This is a genomic window from Sarcina ventriculi, assembly GCF_900456775.1.
Lineage (GTDB): Bacteria > Bacillota > Clostridia > Clostridiales > Clostridiaceae > Sarcina > Sarcina ventriculi.
In genome coordinates this window covers 182,642-204,006 of record NZ_UAUL01000007.1, presented here as the reverse complement: position 1 = coordinate 204,006, position 21,365 = coordinate 182,642, and the positions used below count along the sequence as shown (strand labels likewise).

11 protein-coding genes, 5 tRNA genes, 4 rRNA genes, 1 pseudogene and 1 other annotated feature are annotated in these 21,365 nt (G+C 33.2%); of the genes and pseudogenes, 19 read left to right on the top strand and 2 right to left on the bottom strand.

What is annotated here, in order from left to right; translation table 11 throughout:
• The first annotated feature begins 48 nt into the window (after nt 1-48).
• The 19 genes and pseudogenes from tilS to DR020_RS05095 all read left to right on the top strand — a co-directional run bounded on the left by tilS (nt 49) and on the right by DR020_RS05095 (nt 19,149).
• Nucleotides 49-1,461, top strand: a complete 1,413-nt coding sequence (gene tilS / locus DR020_RS05185) for a tRNA lysidine(34) synthetase TilS (protein WP_058993858.1) — start codon at nt 49-51, stop codon at nt 1,459-1,461.
• Nucleotides 1,454-2,002: a hypoxanthine phosphoribosyltransferase gene (hpt, locus tag DR020_RS05180; protein ID WP_174208897.1), complete on the top strand. Its 549-nt coding sequence runs from the start codon at nt 1,454-1,456 to the stop codon at nt 2,000-2,002. The genes tilS and hpt overlap by 8 nt, the downstream gene beginning before the upstream one ends.
• Before the next feature lie 47 nt (nt 2,003-2,049).
• Nucleotides 2,050-3,855 carry an ATP-dependent zinc metalloprotease FtsH gene (ftsH, locus tag DR020_RS05175; protein WP_112365414.1) on the top strand — a complete coding sequence of 602 codons (1,806 nt, stop codon included), beginning with the start codon at nt 2,050-2,052 and terminating at the stop codon, nt 3,853-3,855.
• 216 nt (nt 3,856-4,071) lie between these two features.
• A complete protein-coding gene (locus tag DR020_RS05170) occupies nt 4,072-5,742 on the top strand; it encodes a formate--tetrahydrofolate ligase (protein ID WP_055258674.1) in 1,671 nt (556 codons plus the stop codon).
• A 216-nt stretch (nt 5,743-5,958) separates the two neighbouring features.
• Nucleotides 5,959-6,774: a type III pantothenate kinase gene (locus tag DR020_RS05165; RefSeq protein WP_055258672.1), complete on the top strand. Its 816-nt coding sequence runs from the start codon at nt 5,959-5,961 to the stop codon at nt 6,772-6,774.
• On the top strand, nt 6,743-7,723 hold the full coding sequence (gene dusB, locus DR020_RS05160) for a tRNA dihydrouridine synthase DusB (RefSeq protein WP_112365413.1): 981 nt from the start codon (nt 6,743-6,745) through the stop codon (nt 7,721-7,723). The genes DR020_RS05165 and dusB overlap by 32 nt, the downstream gene beginning before the upstream one ends.
• Nucleotides 7,724-7,973: 250 nt before the next feature.
• Nucleotides 7,974-8,449 (top strand): annotated as a pseudogene (gene greA, locus DR020_RS05155) (transcription elongation factor GreA).
• Between the two features lie 42 nt (nt 8,450-8,491).
• Nucleotides 8,492-10,000 (top strand): lysine--tRNA ligase, encoded by a 1,509-nt coding sequence (lysS, locus tag DR020_RS05150; RefSeq protein ID WP_055258667.1) that lies wholly within the window; start codon nt 8,492-8,494, stop codon nt 9,998-10,000.
• Nucleotides 10,001-10,128: 128 nt separating this feature from the next.
• Nucleotides 10,129-10,292: a binding site (T-box leader), on the top strand.
• A 74-nt stretch (nt 10,293-10,366) separates the two neighbouring features.
• Complete coding sequence (locus tag DR020_RS05145; protein WP_112365412.1) at nt 10,367-11,758, top strand: glycine--tRNA ligase; 1,392 nt, start codon at nt 10,367-10,369, stop codon at nt 11,756-11,758.
• A gap of 178 nt (nt 11,759-11,936) precedes the next feature.
• Nucleotides 11,937-13,313, top strand: coding sequence for a UDP-N-acetylmuramoyl-L-alanine--D-glutamate ligase (gene murD, locus DR020_RS05140; RefSeq protein WP_112365411.1), 1,377 nt, complete (start codon nt 11,937-11,939; stop codon nt 13,311-13,313).
• Between the two features lie 467 nt (nt 13,314-13,780).
• A 16S ribosomal RNA gene (locus tag DR020_RS05135) occupies nt 13,781-15,290 on the top strand.
• A 93-nt stretch (nt 15,291-15,383) separates the two neighbouring features.
• Nucleotides 15,384-15,459, top strand: a tRNA-Ala gene (locus DR020_RS05130).
• Nucleotides 15,460-15,462: 3 nt separating this feature from the next.
• Nucleotides 15,463-15,539 (top strand) — tRNA-Ile (locus tag DR020_RS05125).
• A 104-nt stretch (nt 15,540-15,643) separates the two neighbouring features.
• Nucleotides 15,644-18,547, top strand: a 23S ribosomal RNA gene (locus tag DR020_RS05120).
• Nucleotides 18,548-18,603: 56 nt separating this feature from the next.
• Nucleotides 18,604-18,721, top strand: a 5S ribosomal RNA gene (gene rrf / locus DR020_RS05115).
• A gap of 6 nt (nt 18,722-18,727) precedes the next feature.
• Nucleotides 18,728-18,802: transfer RNA gene (locus DR020_RS05110), tRNA-Asn, on the top strand.
• A gap of 2 nt (nt 18,803-18,804) precedes the next feature.
• Nucleotides 18,805-18,922: ribosomal RNA gene (gene rrf / locus DR020_RS05105) — 5S ribosomal RNA — on the top strand.
• The 16S, 23S and 5S rRNA genes sit together here with 5 tRNA genes alongside, the layout of an rRNA operon.
• Before the next feature lie 75 nt (nt 18,923-18,997).
• Nucleotides 18,998-19,073 (top strand) — tRNA-Phe (locus DR020_RS05100).
• Between the two features lies 1 nt (nt 19,074).
• Nucleotides 19,075-19,149: transfer RNA gene (locus DR020_RS05095), tRNA-Cys, on the top strand.
• Between the two features lie 92 nt (nt 19,150-19,241).
• Here the strand turns inward: DR020_RS05095 and DR020_RS05090 are convergent.
• Nucleotides 19,242-20,087 (bottom strand): S66 peptidase family protein, encoded by an 846-nt coding sequence (locus DR020_RS05090; protein ID WP_265327740.1) that lies wholly within the window; start codon nt 20,085-20,087, stop codon nt 19,242-19,244.
• A 188-nt stretch (nt 20,088-20,275) separates the two neighbouring features.
• Nucleotides 20,276-21,217, bottom strand: a complete 942-nt coding sequence (locus DR020_RS05085; protein ID WP_055260187.1) for a magnesium transporter CorA family protein — start codon at nt 21,215-21,217, stop codon at nt 20,276-20,278.
• Nucleotides 21,218-21,365: the final 148 nt, after the last annotated feature.

Genomic DNA, 21,365 nt, shown 5'->3' with positions numbered 1-21,365 from the left:
TATGCTATAATGTTATAAGGTTAAATTTATAATGGAGTGTGTTTAATAGTGGAAAATAAAGTTTTGGGTTTTATAAAAGAAAACTCCATGATTAAAGATAAAGATAGAATATTGGTAGCTTTATCTGGAGGTCCTGATTCTATTTGTCTTTTAAATATTTTGAATGAACTAAAGGAGAGTTTAAATATAACTATATTTGCAGCTCATGTTAATCATTGTTTAAGAGGGGATGCAGCATTAGATGATGAGAATTATTGTTTAAATTTTTGTAAAAATTTAAATATACCTTGTTATGTTAAACGAGTAGATATTAAAAAATTAGCTAAAGATAAGGGTGTATCTACTGAAATGGCAGGAAGAGATGCGCGTTATGAATTTTTTGAAGAATTAATGAAGACATTAAATATAGATAAAATAGCAATAGCGCATAATGCTAATGATCAGGCTGAAACTATTATAATGAGAGCTATTAGAGGGACTGGTATAGATGGTTTAGTTGGAATTAGGCCAATTAGAGATAATAAATACATAAGACCTATTTTATGCTTAACAAGAGATGAAATAGAGAAATATTGCATAATAAAAGAATTAAATCCTCATATTGATAAGAGCAATTTAGAAGAAATTTATTCAAGAAATAAAATAAGGTTAAAAGCCATACCTTATATAGAGGATAACTTTAACAAGGAGGTTATTTTTGCCTTAAATAGACTAGCTTATAGTTGTAGCAAAGATATAGAGTTAATTAATAGTATAATAAAATCTAAATATAGTGAATATTGTATTATAGAAAAAGCTTATATTATTATTAAAAAGCAGGCTTTTGAAGAAATGGATGCTGTAATTACAAGGATTATTAGAAAAGCTTTAGCTGATATTAGTTTAAAATTCAATAATTTTGAAATGAAGCACATATATGACATAATAAGCCTTCAAAAAGGAACTTCGGGAAAGAAAATAAATATAACTAATAATGTTGTAGCGATTAATGAGTATGGGAATATAAAGTTAAAAGTAAATAATAATACAAAAGAAGAAAATAATCATGTTAGTGTTGAAGAATTAAAAATTTCCAAAAAAGATATAGAAAATAGTGATTTTTGCTATGCAAATGGTGATTTTACTTTTAAAATATATAATAAGAACAATTTTAATGGATTTGTTAACAACAATTTCATAAAAGTATTTGATATTTCTAACATTTCGACTATAACTATAAGAGGTAGAAAAAGTGGAGATAAAATAATTCCATTAGGAATGAAAGGAAATCAAAAAATAAAAAACATATTAATTGATGCTAAAGTTCCTAAAGATTTAAGAGATACCATACCTTTAATATTATTTGATAATGAGGTAGCTTGGATTTTGGGATTAAAAACTAGTGATAAATTTAAAGTCACTAAAAATACTAAAACATTTTTAGAAATAAGATATAATAGGAAAGGACATGATTATGAATAGTATTACAAATGATATTGAAGAAACTCTTTACTCAGAAGAAGAAATATTAAAACGTGTTAAAGAGATTTCAATGCAAATATCAAAAGACTACGAAGGTAAAGATTTATTAATAGTAGGTATTTTAAAGGGTTCTGTAATTTTCACATCAGATCTTGCAAAACATATAAAGATACCTTGTTCTTTAGATTTTATGGCTGTATCTAGTTATGGCAGTTCAACAGAAAGTTCTGGTGTTATAAAAATACTAAAGGATTTAGATGAAGATATTGAAGGAAAACATGTTTTAATAGTAGAAGATATAGTAGATACAGGAATAACTTTAAGTTATCTTTTAGAGTATTTAAATGTTAGAAAGGCTGCTAGTATAGAAATAGTAGCACTATTAAATAAAAAAGCTAGAAGAAAAGCAGATATTAAGGTGAAATATATTGGATTTGATATTCCTGATGAATTCATAGTTGGATATGGCATGGATTATAGTGAAAAATATAGAAATCTACCATTCATAGGAATATTAAAAAGAGAGATATATGAAAAATAATCATCACTAAATATAAAATTTTATGATATAGAGAGGAGGCAAATGCAATGAGAAAGACATCCAAATTAACTGTGTGGATTGTTGTACTTATAATGATTATAATGGCTGCTGTTACTTTATATAATAGTGGAGATGTTAGTTCAACTATTGGGTACAGTCAATTTGAGCAAAGTTGGAGAGACAATCAAGTTGCTACAGCTAATGTAAATGTAAGTAAAGATTTAATTTCAGGAACTATGAGAAATGGTTCAAAATATAATGTAGTAGTTCCTACTGAAACATTTAATCAATTATTAACACAATATTCAAGTACTAATACTGCTGTAATACAATTTCAACAAACAAATAGTTCATCAGCATGGATATCAGTTGTTCCAACAATACTTATGGTAGTAGTATTTTTAGTATTTTTCTTTATGATAATGAATCAATCTCAAGGTGGTGGAGGAAATAGAGGTGTAATGAACTTTGGTAAGAGTAAGGCTAAAGTGGCTCCACCAAATAGCAACAAGGTTACTTTTAAAGATGTAGCTGGTGCAGATGAAGAAAAAGCAGAACTTGAAGAAATAGTAGACTTTTTAAAACAACCTAAAAAATATATAGAAATGGGTGCTAGAATTCCGAAGGGAGTATTATTAGTTGGCCCTCCAGGAACTGGTAAAACATTGTTAGCTAAAGCAATATCTGGTGAAGCTGGTGTACCATTCTTTAGTATATCAGGTTCAGATTTTGTTGAAATGTTTGTTGGTGTTGGTGCATCAAGAGTTAGAGATATGTTTGATCAAGCTAAGAAAAATGCTCCTTGCATAGTATTTATTGACGAAATAGATGCTGTTGGTAGACAAAGAGGAGCTGGAGTTGGTGGTGGTCATGATGAAAGGGAACAAACTTTAAATCAGCTTTTAGTTGAGATGGATGGATTTGGAGTTAATGAAGGAATAATCATGATTGCGGCAACTAATAGACCAGATATATTAGACCCTGCACTTTTAAGACCAGGTAGATTTGATAGACAAATAGTAGTTGGTGCTCCAGATGTAGCAGGAAGAGAAGCTATACTTAAAGTTCACACTAGAAATAAACATTTAGGTGATGATGTGGAATTAAAAGTATTAGCTAAAAGAACACCTGGATTTACAGGGGCTGATTTGGAAAATCTAACTAATGAAGCAGCACTTTTAGCAGTTAGAAGAAATAAGATGACAATTGATATGGATGATATAGAAGAGGCTATAACAAGAGTAATAGCAGGACCAGAAAAGAAAAGTAGAGTAATGAGTGCTCATGATAAAAAAATTACGGCTTATCATGAAGCAGGTCATGCGGTGGCTATGAGAATGCTTGAACATTCTGATCCAGTTCATGAAATAAGTATAATCCCAAGAGGAATGGCAGCAGGATATACTATGCATCTTCCAGAAAATGATAGAAGTCATATATCTAAATTGAAATTAAAAGATGATATGGTAGGGCTTTTAGGTGGAAGAGTTGCTGAACAAATAATAATTGGAGATATAAGTACTGGTGCTAAAAATGATATAGATAGAACTAGCAGTATTGCAAGAAGTATGGTTATGCAGTATGGTATGAGTAGTAAAATTGGTACTATATCATTTGGAAATGATAATGGCGAGGTATTCTTAGGTAGAGATATGGGTAAAAGCAGCAATATAAGTGAGGAAACAAGTGCTAAAATAGATGAAGAAGTTAAGGCACTTATAGATGAAGCTTATAAAAGAGCTGAAAAGATATTAAATGAAAATGTTAATAAACTTCATGCAGTTGCTCAAGCTTTACTTGAAAAAGAAAAAATTGATGGAGAAGAATTCGAAAGAATATTCCAAAACTCATAAAATAAAGCAGTTAAGCCTTTGGTTTAACTGCTTTATTGAATTATATAAGTATTAAAATAATTTAAAGTTCGTATATGATAAAACTTTTTTTAAAAAAATATATATTTTATTCGTATAAAACTTTATTTTTTTTAAAAAAATTAATATAATATAAATATAAAATTTGATAGTTAAATTATAATTTGTAGAAGATATTAAAAAAGTGAGGGCATATTTATGAAAAGTGATATAGAAATAGCTCAAAACGCTAAAATGGAGCCAATAGTAAAGATAGCTGAAAAATTAGGAGTGCTAGAAGATGAAATAGAGCAATACGGAAAATACAAATGTAAAATTTCTTTAGATATTATGAAAAAAAATGAAAATAAAAAGGATGGAAAGCTTATATTAGTAACAGCAATTAATCCTACGCCAGCTGGAGAGGGAAAATCAACAGTTACAGTTGGTTTAGGTGATGCTTTTAATAAAATAGGAAAAAAAGCAGTTATAGCTTTAAGGGAGCCTTCTTTAGGTCCTGTTTTTGGAATGAAAGGAGGAGCGACAGGTGGTGGAAATGCACAAGTAGTTCCGATGGAAGATATAAATCTTCATTTTACTGGAGATATGCATGCAATAACATCTGCAAATAATTTATTAAGCGCAGCTATAGATAACCATATTCATCAAGGCAATCTACTTAGAATAGATTCTAGAAGGGTTGTTTTTAAAAGAGTTATAGATATGAATGATAGGGCATTAAGAAATATAGTTGTGGGATTAGGTGGAAAAATAAATGGTTTTTTAAGAGAAGATGGATTTAATATAACAGTTGCATCAGAAATTATGGCTATTCTTTGCATGGCTAAAGACCTATCTGATTTAAAAGAAAGAATGGGTAATATACTAGTAGCTTATAATTTAGATGGTGAGCCTGTATATGCAAAAGATTTACAAGTTCAAGGTGCTATGGCTCTTCTTATGAAAGATGCAATAAAACCTAATTTAGTTCAAACATTAGAAAATACACCTGCAATAATACATGGAGGACCTTTTGCAAATATTGCTCATGGTTGTAATTCAATAGTTGCTACAAAGATGGCTTTGAAATTAGGTGATTTTGCTATAACAGAAGCTGGATTTGGAGCTGATCTTGGAGCAGAAAAATTTTTGAATATAAAGTGTAGGTATGGAGATCTAGCACCAGAGTGTGTTGTATTAGTTGCTACTGTAAGGGCTTTAAAACATCATGGTGGGGTTAAAAAAGATGAGTTAAATATACCAAGTGTTTCAGCTTTAGAAAAAGGTATTAAAAATCTTGAAAAGCAAATAGAAAATATAAAAGAATTTAATATTCCAGTAGTTGTGGCTATAAATAAATTTATAACAGATTCAGAAGAAGAAATTAAATTTATTGAAAATTTTTGCTCAAATTTAGGGATAAAGGTTAGCAATACTGAAGTTTGGGAAAAAGGTGGACTAGGTGGAATTGATTTAGCAAATAAAATTTTAGAAACTATTGAGGAAAGTGAGTCTAAATTTGCTCCGATATATGATATAAATGATTCTATAAAAGATAAAATATTAAAGATATCTAAAACAATTTATGGAGCCGATAATGTTAATTATGCACCACAAGCCTTAAAGCAAATAAGTGAAATAGAAAAATTTAATATGGATAAATTACCAATATGTATGGCAAAGACACAATATTCATTATCAGATAATCCGATGTTGTTAGGGAGACCTCATGGATTTGATATAAATGTAAAAGAAATAAATGTGTCAAATGGAGCTGGATTTATAGTTGTTCAAACAGGAAATATAATGACTATGCCAGGTCTTCCAAAAGTGCCAGCTGCAAACAAGATGGATATAGATATAAATGGAAAAATAACTGGATTATTTTAAAATTAAATTAAATAAGCAGTAAAGAAGCTATATTGTTCAAATAAAATATTTGAGCAATATAGCTTTTATTTATCATTGAAAAAAATTGACAATCATCGTTTTGATTGCTTGACAAAAGCTTAGTTGTTGTTAAAATTATATTGTTATATGAAAGGGAGTAGCATGTTTTTCGACAGCTTATATGCTGTCTTTTAATTATATTAAGGTGGTGTAAATATGATTTTACTTGTTGATGTGGGGAACACTAACATAGTATTAGGAATCTACAGTAAAAATAAATATGTAGCTTGCTGGAGAATATCAACGGATTCTAAAAAAACATCAGATGAATATTCTATACAGGTTATGCAACTCTTTAACCAAGCAAATCTAAACACAGAAGACATAGAGGGAATAATTATATCTTCTGTCGTACCAAATGTTATGCATTCTTTAGAAAATATGATTAAGAAATGTTTTAATAAAGAACCAATAATAGTAGGCCCAGGTATAAAAACTGGACTAAATATTAAATATGATAATCCAAAAGAAGCAGGTGCAGACAGGATTGTAAATGCAGTAGCAGCTTATGAAAAATATAAAAAAGAATTAATAATTATAGATTTTGGGACAGCAACAACTTATTGTGCTATAACAAAAAATGGTACTTATTTAGGGGGAAGTATATGTCCTGGAATTATAATATCGTCAGAAGCTTTATTTGAAAGAGCAGCTAAACTTCCAAGAATTGAACTTGAAAAACCTAATAGAATAATATGTAAGAATACCGTAGAAGGTATGCAAGCTGGCATAATATATGGTTATGTAGGTCAAGTTGAATATATTGTAAGAGCAATGAAAAAAGAGATGCAAGATTTAGGACATAGTGAACCATTGGTAATAGCAACAGGTGGTTTAGCTAAACTTATATCAAATTCAACAAATGTAATTGATGTAATTGATTCAAAATTAACTTTAGAAGGATTGCAAATACTTTATGAGAAAAATAAGGAGTCATTAAATGCGAATTTCAAATGTAACTTTAGAGAATAATGTATTTTTAGCTCCCATGGCAGGTGTAACAGATATTGCTTTTAGAAGTCTTTGTAAAGAAATGGGCTGTGGTCTTGTGTATACGGAGATGGTTAGTGCTAAGGCGTTATATTATGAAAGTGAAAATACAAAAACATTAATGAGGATTGCAGAAGAAGAAAAGCCAGTTGCATGTCAAATGTTTGGTAGCGATCCTAAAATAATGTCGTATGTAACAGAAAAATATTTTAATACTAATGATGATATATGTATTATAGATATAAATATGGGATGCCCAGCACCTAAAATAGTGAAAAATGGTGATGGATCAGCTCTTATGAAAAATCCAAAGTTAGCTTATGAAATAGTTAATGAAGTAAAAAAAGTTTCACTAAAACCAGTAACTGTTAAGTTTAGAATGGGATATGATGAAAATAGTATAAATGCAGTAGAATTTGCTAAAATTATTGAAAGTGCAGGAGCAGATGCAGTAGCTATTCACGGTAGAACAAGAGCTCAAATGTATACAGGAAAGGCAAATTGGGATATTATAAGACAAGTAAAAGAAGCTGTAAAGATTCCTGTTATAGGGAATGGAGATGTTTTTTGTGCTGAAGATGCCTTAAATTTAATAAAAACAAGTAATTGTGATGGAATAATGATAGGTCGAGGTTGTACTGGTAACCCATGGATATTTAAACAAATTGTTGATAAATTTAATAATAATGAAGTTAAAATGCCTAACTCTTGGGAAAAGGTAGATATGTGTATAAGACATTATAATCTGGCTTTGAAATACAATGGAGAGTATAAGGCTGTAAGAGAAATGAGGAAGCATTCAGCTTGGTATATAAGGGGTTTACCTAAATGTACAGAGATAAAAAATAAGATAAATTTAGAGAATGATTCTCTTAAGGTTTTAAAAATATTAAGCGAATATAAAAGTATATTAAAAGAAAATTATAAATAATACCTATAATTAACTCAAAATATTGATAATTTAATATTATATAACATAAAATACAATAAAAGTATTTAGATAAGTTGACATAATCATAGTAAAGATTTATAATATTTTAAATACTTGAGAATAAACTGTTCTCAAGTTTTTTAAGGAGTTTTAATAATTTTTACATTAAATAATATTAAGTTAAAATTTAGTCCAATATTATATATATAGATAAATTTGTGATAATTTTTTATGAAGGGAAGAAAATATTATGAGCGAAAAAAAGCATCTAATGACCTATGAAGGTATAAAAAAGTTAGAAGATGAATTAGAATATCTTAAAACCGTAAAGAGAAAAGAAATAACAGAGAAAATTAAGGTTGCTTTGGATATGGAGATTTAAGTGAAAACTCTGAGTATGATGAAGCTAAAAATGAACAAGCTTTTACAGAGGGAAGAATACTTCAATTAGAAAACATGCTTAAAAATGCAGTTGTTGTTGATGAATCAGAAATATCAACAGATGCTGTAACAGTAGGTTCTATAGTAAAGGTTAAAGACTATGAATTTGATGAAGAGGTTGAATATACAATAGTAGGTTCAGCTGAAGCTGATCCAATGAGCTTTAAAATTTCTAATGAGTCACCAGTTGGAGAAGGTCTTATAGGTAAGAAAGTTGGAGACATAGTAGAAGTAAATGTTCCAGGTGGAATAGCTAAATTTGAAGTATTAGGAATCAGAAGATAATTTTAAAATAATTTAATAAACATAATCATGGAGGTATGGAAAATGTCAAATGAAGATATAAATATTCACCAAGAAGATAAACTTAGTGAACAAGAAATATTAAGAAGACAAAAACTTAAGGATTTACAAGATGCTGGAAAGGATCCTTTTGACGTGTATAAGGTTGAAAGGACTCATTCTTCAGCACAAATAGTAAAAGGATTTGAAGAATTAGAAGGTAAAGAAGTTAAAGTAGCCGGAAGATTAATGTCTAAAAGAGGGCAAGGAAAAGTATTGTTTTCTGACATTCATGATAGGGATGGAAAACTTCAATTATTTGTAAAAATAGATGCTGTTGGTGAAGAAGCTTTAAAAGAATTTAAAAGCTTAGATCTTGGAGATTGGATTGCAGCAACAGGAACAGTTTTTAAAACAAAAACAGGAGAAGTATCTGTTAAGGTTACTTCATTCCAATTAATCTGTAAATCATTAAAGCCATTACCAGAAAAATTCCATGGATTAAAAGACCCAGATTTAAGATATAGACAAAGAGAAGTTGATATAATAACTAATCCAGAAGTAAAAACAACTTTCTTAAAGAGAGCTCAAATAATAAAAGGAATTAGAAATTTCTTAGACAACAAAGGATATATAGAAGTTGATACTCCAATTTTAGGATCTATTGCAGGAGGAGCAGCAGCGAGACCGTTTATAACTCATCATAATACGTTAGATATAGATATGTATTTAAGAATAGCAACAGAATTACATTTAAAGAGATGTATAGTTGCTGGTTTTGAAAAAGTTTATGAAATGGGAAGAATATTTAGAAATGAAGGAATGTCAGTTAGACATAATCCAGAGTTTACATCTATAGAATTATATGAAGCTTATGCAGATTATAATGACATGATGGAACTTACTGAAAACATGGTGGCAGAAGTTTGTACATTGGTTAACGGAACAACTAAGGTTACATATGAAGGAACAGAAATAGATTTTAAACCACCTTGGAGAAGATTAACAATGGTTGACGCTGTTAAAGAATTTGCAGGGGTTGATTTTAATTCAATATCATCAGATGAAGAAGCTCAAGAAATAGCTAAAAAGCATAATTTGGAATTCCCTAAAGAATTACAATATGTAAGTAAAGGTGAAGTTTTAAATGCTTTATTCGAAGAGTTTGGAGAATCAAAATTAATTCAACCTACATTTATAATAGATTATCCATCAGAAAATTCACCTCTTACTAAAAAGAAAAGAGGAAATGCAGATTTCACTGAAAGATTTGAAGGCTTTGTTTATGGTAGAGAATTGTGTAATGCATATTCAGAACTTAACGATCCTATAGTTCAAAGAGAAAGATTCGAACAACAAGCAAAACAAAGAGATTTAGGCGATGATGAGGCGTATGTTATAGATGAAGAGTTTATGAGTGCGTTAGAAACTGGTATGCCTCCAACAGGTGGTTTAGGAATAGGTATAGATAGATTAATTATGTTCTTAACAGATTCATCATCAATTAAAGATGTTATATTATTTCCAACAATGAAACCTCAAGAAAATAATTAATATTTTAAGGACACTTAAACATTAAAGTTTGTGTGTCCTTTTTTATTTTATTTAAATAATAAATCATTAAAACGAAGTATATATATTGACATATTAGATGTTTTTGATAAAATAAAGACTATAAGTTAATATACACAATGAGAGAGAAGAGTAATCTTAAAAATTTTTAAGAGAGATGATGGTAGGTGTAAATCATTAAAGATTTAAGATGAATGGAACTTTTGAGTGTTTTTTAGAAAGTTGAGCTTAGCTAAGAAGGGTGGAACCGCGGAATAAATTTTTCGTCCCTTTAATTTTAGTTAGGTTTTTTTGTTTTTAAAGTTAATAATTCATATAATAAATTTAAAATTATTGGAGGTATAGAAAATGTCAGTAGAAAAGACTATGGATAAAATAGTTGCATTATGTAAAAATAGAGGATTTATATTTCCAGGTTCAGATATCTATGGTGGACTTGCGAATTCATGGGATTATGGTCCTTTAGGAGTTGAATTTAAAAATAATGTAAAAAAAGCTTGGTGGAGAAAATTTGTTCAAGAAAGTAAATATAATGTTGGATTAGATAGTGCTATTCTTATGAATAAAGAAGTTTGGGTTGCATCAGGTCACATTGGGGGATTCTCAGACCCACTTATGGATTGTAAAGAATGTAAGTCAAGGTTTAGAGCAGATAAGTTAGTTGAAGACCATATGACTGCAAATGGAGCAGAAGTAGCATCAGCTGATGGTTGGTCTAATGAGCAATTAAAAGAGTATATAGAAAGCAATAACATAGTATGTCCTAAATGTGGAAAGTTAAATTATACAGATATAAGAAAATTTAATTTAATGTTTAAAACATTCCAAGGAGTTACTGAAGATGCTAAAAATGAAATATATTTAAGACCAGAAACAGCTCAAGGTATATTTGTAAATTTCAAAGCAACTCAAAGAACAACTAGAAAGAAAGTTCCTTTTGGTATAGCTCAAATAGGTAAATCTTTTAGAAATGAGATAACTCCAGGAAACTTTACATTTAGAACAAGAGAGTTTGAACAAATGGAATTAGAATTTTTCTGCAAACCAGGAACAGATATGGAATGGTTTGAATATTGGAGAAGCTATTGTTGGAATTTCTTATTAAATTTAGGAATGAATAAAGAAAACATAAGATTAAGAGATCATGCAAAAGAAGAGTTAAGTTTCTATTCAAATGCTACATCAGACATAGAATACTTATTCCCATTTGGATGGGGTGAACTTTGGGGAATAGCAGATAGAACTGATTATGATTTAACTAAACATCAAGAACATTCAGGTCAAGATATGGCATATTTAGATCCAACAACTAATGAGAAATATATTCCATATGTTATAGAACCATCATTAGGAGCTGATAGAGTTGCATTAGCATTCTTAGTTGAGGCTTATGATGAGGAAGAATTAGAAGGTGGAGATGTAAGAACAGTTATGCATTTACACCCAGCTTTAGCTCCATATAAGGCTGCTGTATTACCTCTTTCAAAGAAACTTTCAGAAAAAGCTGATGAAGTTTATGGTGCATTAAGCAAATATTTTAATATTGAATATGATGAAGCAGGAAGTATAGGAAAAAGATATAGAAGACAAGATGAAATTGGAACTCCATATTGTATAACAGTAGATTTTGATACGTTAGAGGATAACTGCGTAACAATAAGAGACAGAGATACAATGCAACAAGAAAGAATTAAAATATCTGATTTAAAATCTTATATAGAAAAAAGCTTAGAATTTTAGTTTATAAGTATGTAGCAAGCATAGTAAGAAGGTTCTTACTATGCTTTTGTTTTATATTTTAACAACAAGCTATAAAGTAGCATATGTTTATTATGGGTGATATAATGAAGAAAAATGGATAGAATTATTTGTATAATGAGAGTGCATTAAAATTAAAATAATTGTTGGAGGATTAAAGGTGAAAAAAGATTTTACTGAGTTTAAAAATTTTATTAAAGGAAAAAAAGTTGCAGTAGTAGGAATAGGGGTTAGTAATATTCCTCTTATGAATTTTTTAGACAAGCTAGGAGCTAAAATAACAGGTTTTGATATGAAAGCTGAGGCTGAATTAGGTGAAGTTGCTATTGACTTCAAAGGTAAAGGAATAAGCTTAGAGCTTGGAGAAAAATATTTGGATAGATTAACAGGATATGATGTGATTTTTAAAACACCATCCATGAGAATTGATAGTGAGGCATTAGTTAGATGTAAAAAAGAGGGTGCATACATAACTTCTGAAATGGAGGAATTCACAAAATATTGTAAGGGAAAAATATATGGAATCACAGGTAGTGATGGTAAAACAACAACAACTACAATAATTTCAAAATTATTAGAAAAACAAGGATATACTACTTGGGTAGGAGGAAATATAGGAACTCCATTATTTGCTGAAATAGAAAAAATAAAAGAAGAAGATAAAGTTGTTTTAGAGTTATCTAGTTTTCAATTAATGACAATGGATAGTTTGATAGATGTTGCAGTAGTGACTAATATTACACCGAATCATTTAGATATGCATCATGGTATGGAAGAATATATAGAGGCTAAGAAGAACGTATTTAGATATCAAGATAAAAATTGTCTATTAATTATAAATGATGAAAATAATATTACGAAAGAGTTTTATAAAGAAGCAAAAGGAAAAGTTGAAAAATTTAGTTCTAAAAAAATTAAAAACGAAGATGGATATTACGAAAATGGAGTACTTTATATTCATGGACAAGAAGTGTGTAAAAAAAATGATATAGTTATAAAAGGAATGCATAACGTAGAAAACTATTTAGCAGCGTTTTTAGCAGTAAGGAATGAAGTTTCCATCGAAAATATGAAATTTGTTGCCCAAACATTTGGTGGTGTGGAGCATAGATGTGAATTTATAAGGGAAATTAATGGTGTAAGATATTATAATGATTCTATTGCATCTAGTCCAACAAGAACTTTAGCAGGATTAAAAGCTTTTGAAAAACCGGTGATATTAATAGCTGGAGGATATGATAAACATATACCGTTTGAGCCATTGGCATTTGAAGGATATGAAAAAATAAAGAGTATAGTTATAATGGGGGCTACAAAATATAAAATAGCTAAATGTTTTCAGGATTTAAGAGAAAGAAAAGGGATTAACATTCCAGTATATATTGTAAATAATATGGAGGAAGCAGTTAATAAATGTAGAGAGATAGCTAAAGAAGGAGATATAGTTACGTTATCTCCAGCATGTGCTAGTTTTGATATGTTTAAAAATTTTGAGATAAGAGGAAATATATTTAAAGATATAATAAATAACTTATAGTTTAATCTAAAAAAAGCAACTAAATCTATAATAAGGTTTAGTTGCTTTTTATGTTTTAATTAAGAAATATCTTATAGTAAAGCAATTTAATATTAAAGATATCCAAGTATTTTATCTATTTGAAAAAGAAAACTCTCCCTGGAGTATCTATAATAGAAAAAATAAAAAAAAGAAGAATAAAAGAGAAAATACAAAATAATTTTTTAATATTATAGAATATAATATCAAATTAAATGTATTAATATGATATTATAAATTTCGTCGTCACGAGTTAACAACTTAAACAAGTGAAAAACAAAAAAAGATGTTGACAAATGGAAGTGATGATGTTAATATATAAAAGTCGCTTGAGTAAATAGCGAATGGATCTTTGAAAATTAAACAGATAATTTAAGTAAACCAGCAATTCTTTTATAAGTAATATGAGTAGATTAAACTCAAATAAAAACTAAGAAATTAGTATATTTTAATTTGAGAGTTTGATCCTGGCTCAGGATGAACGCTGGCGGCGTGCTTAACACATGCAAGTCGAGCGAGAAAAGTTCTTCGGAGCTTTTCTAGCGGCGGACGGGTGAGTAACACGTGGGCAACCTGCCTCATAGAGGGGAATAGCCTTCCGAAAGGAAGATTAATACCGCATAATATTGTTGAAAGGCATCTTTTAACAATCAAAGGAGCAATCCGCTATGAGATGGGCCCGCGGCGCATTAGCTAGTTGGTGAGGTAACAGCTCACCAAGGCGACGATGCGTAGCCGACCTGAGAGGGTGATCGGCCACATTGGAACTGAGACACGGTCCAGACTCCTACGGGAGGCAGCAGTGGGGAATATTGCACAATGGGGGAAACCCTGATGCAGCAACGCCGCGTGAGTGATGAAGGTCTTCGGATTGTAAAGCTCTGTCTTTAGGGACGATAATGACGGTACCTAAGGAGGAAGCCACGGCTAACTACGTGCCAGCAGCCGCGGTAATACGTAGGTGGCAAGCGTTATCCGGATTTACTGGGCGTAAAGGGAGCGTAGGCGGATATTTAAGTGGGATGTGAAATACCCGAGCTTAACTTGGGAGCTGCATTCCAAACTGGATATCTAGAGTGCAGGAGAGGAGAATGGAATTCCTAGTGTAGCGGTGAAATGCGTAGAGATTAGGAAGAACACCAGTGGCGAAGGCGATTCTCTGGACTGTAACTGACGCTGAGGCTCGAAAGCGTGGGGAGCAAACAGGATTAGATACCCTGGTAGTCCACGCCGTAAACGATGAATACTAGGTGTAGGGGCCCCAAGCCTCTGTGCCGCCGCTAACGCACTAAGTATTCCGCCTGGGGAGTACGGTCGCAAGATTAAAACTCAAAGGAATTGACGGGGACCCGCACAAGCAGCGGAGCATGTGGTTTAATTCGAAGCAACGCGAAGAACCTTACCTAGACTTGACATGTCCTGAATTACCAGTAATGTGGGAAGTTCCTTCGGGAACAGGAACACAGGTGGTGCATGGTTGTCGTCAGCTCGTGTCGTGAGATGTTGGGTTAAGTCCCGCAACGAGCGCAACCCTTATTGTTAGTTGGTACCATTAAGTTGACCACTCTAGCGAGACTGCCCGGGTTAACCGGGAGGAAGGTGGGGATGACGTCAAATCATCATGCCCCTTATGTCTAGGGCTACACACGTGCTACAATGGCAAGTACAAAGAGAAGCAATACTGTGAAGTGGAGCAAAACTCAAAAACTTGTCTCAGTTCGGATTGTAGGCTGAAACTCGCCTACATGAAGCTGGAGTTGCTAGTAATCGCGAATCAGAATGTCGCGGTGAATACGTTCCCGGGTCTTGTACACACCGCCCGTCACACCATGAGAGTTGGCAATACCCGAAGTCCGTAAGCTAACCGTAAGGAGGCAGCGGCCGAAGGTAGGGTCAGCGATTGGGGTGAAGTCGTAACAAGGTAGCCGTAGGAGAACCTGCGGCTGGATCACCTCCTTTCTAAGGAAGAACATCTTAGGAAAACTAAGATGATAATAAAGAATGCTTCTTAAATATCTGTTTAATTTTGAGAGATTAACTCTCAAAACATATGGGGGTATAGCTCAGTTGGGAGAGCACTTGCCTTGCACGCAGGGGGTCAAGGGTTCGAATCCCTTTACCTCCACCATATGGGTCTATAGCTCAGCTGGTTAGAGCGCACGCCTGATAAGCGTGAGGTCGATGGTTCGAGTCCATTTAGACCCACCATGTTCTTTGAAAATTACACATAAGTATTAATAAATAGAGTAAAGCCAATTAAATTTACTATTCTTTGTAAAATTGATTGCAACTATCTAAAAGATAGAAACAAAGGTCAAGCTACAAAGGGCGTATGGTGAATGCCTTGGCATCAGGAGCCGACGAAGGACGTGATAAGCTGCGATAAGCTTTGGGTAGACGCACATAGTCTGAGATCCAAAGATTTCCGAATGAGGAAACTCACATGGGAAACCTCATGTATCGTTAACTGAATAAATAGGTTAACGAGGGTAAACCTAGGGAACTGAAACATCTAAGTACCTAGAGGAAGAGAAAGAAAAATCGATTTTCTAAGTAGCGGCGAGCGAAAGGGAAAGAGCCCAAACCGGAAACTTGTTTCCGGGGTTGTGGATAGAACATAACGAGAAACTATAACTAATTGAAGAGAGCTGGAAAGCTCTACCGTAGAAGGTAATAGTCCTGTAAATGAAAGTTAGAGTAATCAAGTTCTAATCCAGAGTACCACGAGACACGTGAAACCTTGTGGGAAGCAGGGAGGACCACCTCCCAAGGCTAAATACTACCTGATGACCGATAGTGAAGCAGTACCGTGAGGGAAAGGTGAAAAGAACCCCGGGAGGGGAGTGAAATAGAACCTGAAACCATATGTCTACAACCGATCAAAGCACCTTATGTGTGCGATGATGTGCTTTTTGTAGAACGAGCCAACGAGTTACGATATGTAGCAAGGTTAAGTACTTAAGGTACGGAGCCGAAGGGAAACCAAGTCTTAATAGGGCAACTAGTTGCATGTCGTAGACCCGAAACCGGGTGACCTATCCATGGCCAGGTTGAAGCGAGGGTAAAACCTCGTGGAGGACCGAACCACGTTGCTGTTGAAAAAGCATGGGATGAGCTGTGGATAGCGGAGAAATTCCAATCGAACTCGGAGATAGCTGGTTCTCCTCGAAATAGCTTTAGGGCTAGCGTCGAATATGAGTAATGGAGGTAGAGCACTGAATGGGCTAGGGGGCATAGCGCTTACCGAACCTTATCAAACTCCGAATGCCATATACTATAAGTTCGGCAGTCAGACTACGAATGATAAGATCCGTGGTCAAAAGGGAAACAGCCCAGATCGTCAGCTAAGGTCCCAAAGTGTAAGTTAAGTGGAAAAGGATGTGGGATTTCTAAGACAACTAGGATGTTGGCTTAGAAGCAGCCACTCATTAAAAGAGTGCGTAATAGCTCACTAGTCGAGAGATCCTGCGCCGAAGATGTTCGGGGCTAAAACTTACCACCGAAGCTACGGGCTTGAATTTATTCAAGCGGTAGAGGAGCGTCGTAATCGGGCTGAAGTCATACCGTAAGGAGTGGTGGACTGATTACGAGTGAGAATGTTGGCATTAGTAGCGAGATGTAGGTGAGAATCCTACAGGCCGAATACCTAAGGTTTCCTCAGGAAGGCTCGTCCGCTGAGGGTTAGTCGGGACCTAAGCCGAGGCCGAAAGGCGTAGGTGATGGACAACTGGTTGATATTCCAGTACCACTACCATCGTTATTATCGATGGCGTGACGTAGGAGGATAGTGTGTGCTAGCTATTGGATGCTAGTCTAAGCATTTAGTCAGTTACAATAGGCAAATCCGTTGTAATAATGATGAGATGTTATGGGGAAGGTTCTACGGAACCGAAGTACATGATTCCACGCTGCCAAGAAAAGCGTCTAGAGAGAGAAGTAGTGCCCGTACCGCAAACCGACACAGGTAGGTGAGGAGAGAATCCTAAGGCCGGCGGAAGAATTGCAGTTAAGGAACTCGGCAAATTGATCCCGTAAGTTAGCAATAAGGGATGCCTATGAGAGTAGGCCGCAGAGAATAGGCTCAAGCAACTGTTTAGCAAAAACACAGGTCTCTGCTAAAGCGTAAGCTGATGTATAGGGGCTGACGCCTGCCCGGTGCTGGAAGGTTAAGGGGAACACTTAGCGTAAGCGAAGGTGTGAACTTAAGCCCCAGTAAACGGCGGCCGTAACTATAACGGTCCTAAGGTAGCGAAATTCCTTGTCAGGTAAGTTCTGACCCGCACGAATGGCGTAATGACTTGAGCACTGTCTCAACTGCAAATCCGGCGAAGTTGTAGTACCAGTGAAGATGCTGGTTACCCGCGATTGGACGGAAAGACCCCGTAGAGCTTTACTGTAGCTTAGCATTGAATTTCGGTATTGTCTGTACAGGATAGGTGGGAGACTGAGAGACTAGGGCGTCAGCCTTAGTGGAGTCGACGTTGGGATACCACCCTGATAGTACTGAAGTTCTAACTGGCGGCCATGAATCTGGTCACAGGACATTGTTAGGTGGGCAGTTTGACTGGGGCGGTCGCCTCCTAAAAAGTAACGGAGGCGCCCAAAGGTTCCCTCAGAACGGTCGGAAATCGTTCGAAGAGTGCAAAGGCAGAAGGGAGCCTGACTGCGACACCCACAAGTGGAGCAGGGACGAAAGTCGGGCTTAGTGATCCGGTGGTACCTCGTGGGAGGGCCATCGCTCAACGGATAAAAGCTACCTCGGGGATAACAGGCTGATCTCCCCCAAGAGTCCACATCGACGGGGAGGTTTGGCACCTCGATGTCGGCTCGTCGCATCCTGGGGCTGAAGTAGGTCCCAAGGGTTGGGCTGTTCGCCCATTAAAGCGGCACGCGAGCTGGGTTCAGAACGTCGTGAGACAGTTCGGTCCCTATCCGTCGCGGGCGTAGGAAATTTGAGAGGAGCTGTCCTTAGTACGAGAGGACCGGGATGGACCGACCTCTGGTGTACCAGTTGTTCCGCCAGGAGCACAGCTGGGTAGCTAAGTCGGGAAGGGATAAACGCTGAAAGCATCTAAGCGTGAAGCCCACCTCAAGATGAGATTTCCCATAGCATAAGCTAGTAAGACCCCTTGAAGAACACAAGGTTGATAGGTCAGAGGTGTAAGTATGGTAACATATTTAGCTGACTGATACTAATAGGTCGAGGGCTTGATCTAATTAACTTTATGTTAATGCTTAGTGTAGTTTAAAAAGAATATTTTTTAAATGAATATCTAGTGATTATGCTCTTTAAGGTAACACCCGTTTCCATTCCGAACACGAAGGTTAAGCTTTTAGAGGCCGATAGTACTGCATAGGGAACTGTGTGGGAGGGTAGGTGGTTGCTAGGTTTATGTTCCTCTGTAGCTCAATGGTGGAGCACTCGGCTGTTAACCGATAGGTTGGAGGTTCGAGCCCTCTCGGAGGAGCCATATCTGGTGATAATGCGTTTTAAGGTAACACCCGTTTCCATTCCGAACACGAAGGTTAAGCTTTTTACGGTTGATGGTACTGCATAGGAGACTGTGTGGGAGAGTAAATGGTTGCCAGGTTTTAAAATTTATTTATATTAAAAATGTCTTGACAAAAATCATATTAATTAATATAATTTATAATGTGGTTTGTAAGGCTCGATAGCTCAGTCGGTAGAGCAGAGGACTGAAAATCCTCGTGTCACTGGTTCGATTCCAGTTCGAGCCACCATGGCGCTATAGCCAAGTGGTAAGGCAGAGGTCTGCAAAACCTTTATTCCCCAGTTCAAATCTGGGTGGCGCCTCCAAAAATCTCAGCTTAAGCTGAGATTTTTTGTTTTATAATAAATTATTATTTTTAACTTATTTAAATTTTTTATTTTAAGAGTTAGAATGTTTCCTATTTAAATATGGGCTCAATTGATATGATATTTTGCGAAAAATCTATTAAAATATTGCCTCCAAGTGGTAATGACACATTAGGATATGCATGACCACTTGGAAAACCTAGTATAATAGGTTTATTTAAAGGTAAAAGTATGTTTTTTATTAAATTTAATGTATTGATATCATATGGGGTGAAATGTCCCAAAATAAAACCACAACATTTATCTAGCTTTTTAGACATAAGAAGTTGAGTTAGCATTCTATCTATTTTATATGCAGGTTCATTTATGTCTTCTAGCAAAAGAATTTTATTGTTCGTATCTATATCGTAAGGTGTTCCTAAAGCGCTACAAATCATAGAGAGGTTTCCACCACATATTTTTCCCGTAATATTTCTAATGTTAAAAGTTTTTATGTTTTTAAAGTTTTTTAAGTTTATAGAACTATATTTCTTAGTTAAAAGATTTAAAAAAAAATTTTGTGTTACAAAATCTTGAAGATTGGAATTTACCATAGGCGTGTGAAATGTAGGAATATTTGATACCTTATTTATATAATTTAAGAGCAAGGTTATATCACTAAATCCACAAAATATTTTAGGATTGTTTTTTATTACATCCCAATTAACATAAGGCATCATTCGTATAGAGCCATAACCGCCTCTATAACACATGATAGCAGCTACTTCTGGGTCTTTAAACATATTCATAAAGTCAGATGCACGTTCTTTATCGGTGCCTGCAAAATAATTATTTGTTTTTCTTAAATGTTTACCTTCTTTAATTTTAAAACCTAATTTTTTTAATTGATTTAAATTATAGTCTATTGAATTATTTTTTTCACAACCAGCTGGACTAATAACACCTATAGTATCATTAAATTTTAATTTATTTAATATATTAAAAACCTCCTTTTTATAGTTACTTGCATAAGATAAGATTATTTTAATTTTAGTAGTATTATATTATTTAATACTATATAAATAACACTTTATATTAAAATAAAAACTTATATAATAATAAGGAGTATAAATAAAATCTATAAATTCTATAACATGTCTTTTTTATAAAGTAGTAAGGCTACTAAAAAACATAATGCAAAAGATATACCCATAACTATAATAAAAGCATTAGGACTATCAGCAAAAGGAAGTTTAGATATGTTCATTCCATATATTCCAGAAACAACTGTAAAGATTGACATTAAAATAGTTACAGAAGCCATTACTTTCATAACAATATTTAAATTATTAGATATTACAGAAGCAAAAAAATCCATGGTACTTGAAAGAATGTTACCATAGATTTCAGTCATTTCTATAGCTTGTTTATTCTCTATTATTACGTCTTCTAGTATGTCTTTATCTTCTTCATATTTTTGAATTAGTTCTAATTTCAGCATTTTTTCTAACGTTATCTCATTGGATTTTAAAGATGTAGAAAAATATACTAAAGATTTTTCAAGCGAGTGCAATTGAATAAGTTCTCTATTTTTCATGGATTTATGAAGTCTTTTTTCTATCATTAAACTTTTTTTATCTATTTGTCTTAAATAAAGAAGATAATAGGTTGAAATTCTATTTAATATTTGTAAAGTAAATCGAGATTTTTTAAAAGTATAAAATGATTTTATTTTATTTCTAGTGAAATCCGTTAATATCTTACTATTTTTTAAACAGACGGTGATTAATACATTGCTAGTATGAATTATAGATAATGGATAAGTATCATACGTTAATGAATTATCTTCCATTTCTGTAAAAGGAATATCAACAATGATTAAAAGATTTTCTCCTTCTATGTCTATACGAGAAGTTTCTTCATCATCTAAAGAAGCTCTTAGAAACTGTAGTGGTATAGATGTTTTTTTAGAAATTAAAATTAATTCTTCTTGAGAAGGTGCAACTATATTAATCCAGCAACCATTCTCTATTGTGTCAATATTTTTTAATTCTCCAGTATTATTATAAGATTTATATATCTGAATCAAAATTTCACCTCCAACGTAATTATTATACTATTTAAATATTTATAGGTAAACATACTATCTAGAGTAAGTAATATAATTAATTAAGTAATTTATCAGAAACATTTAATAAAAAAAATAAAGGCAATATTAAATAAGTTTATTAATTAAC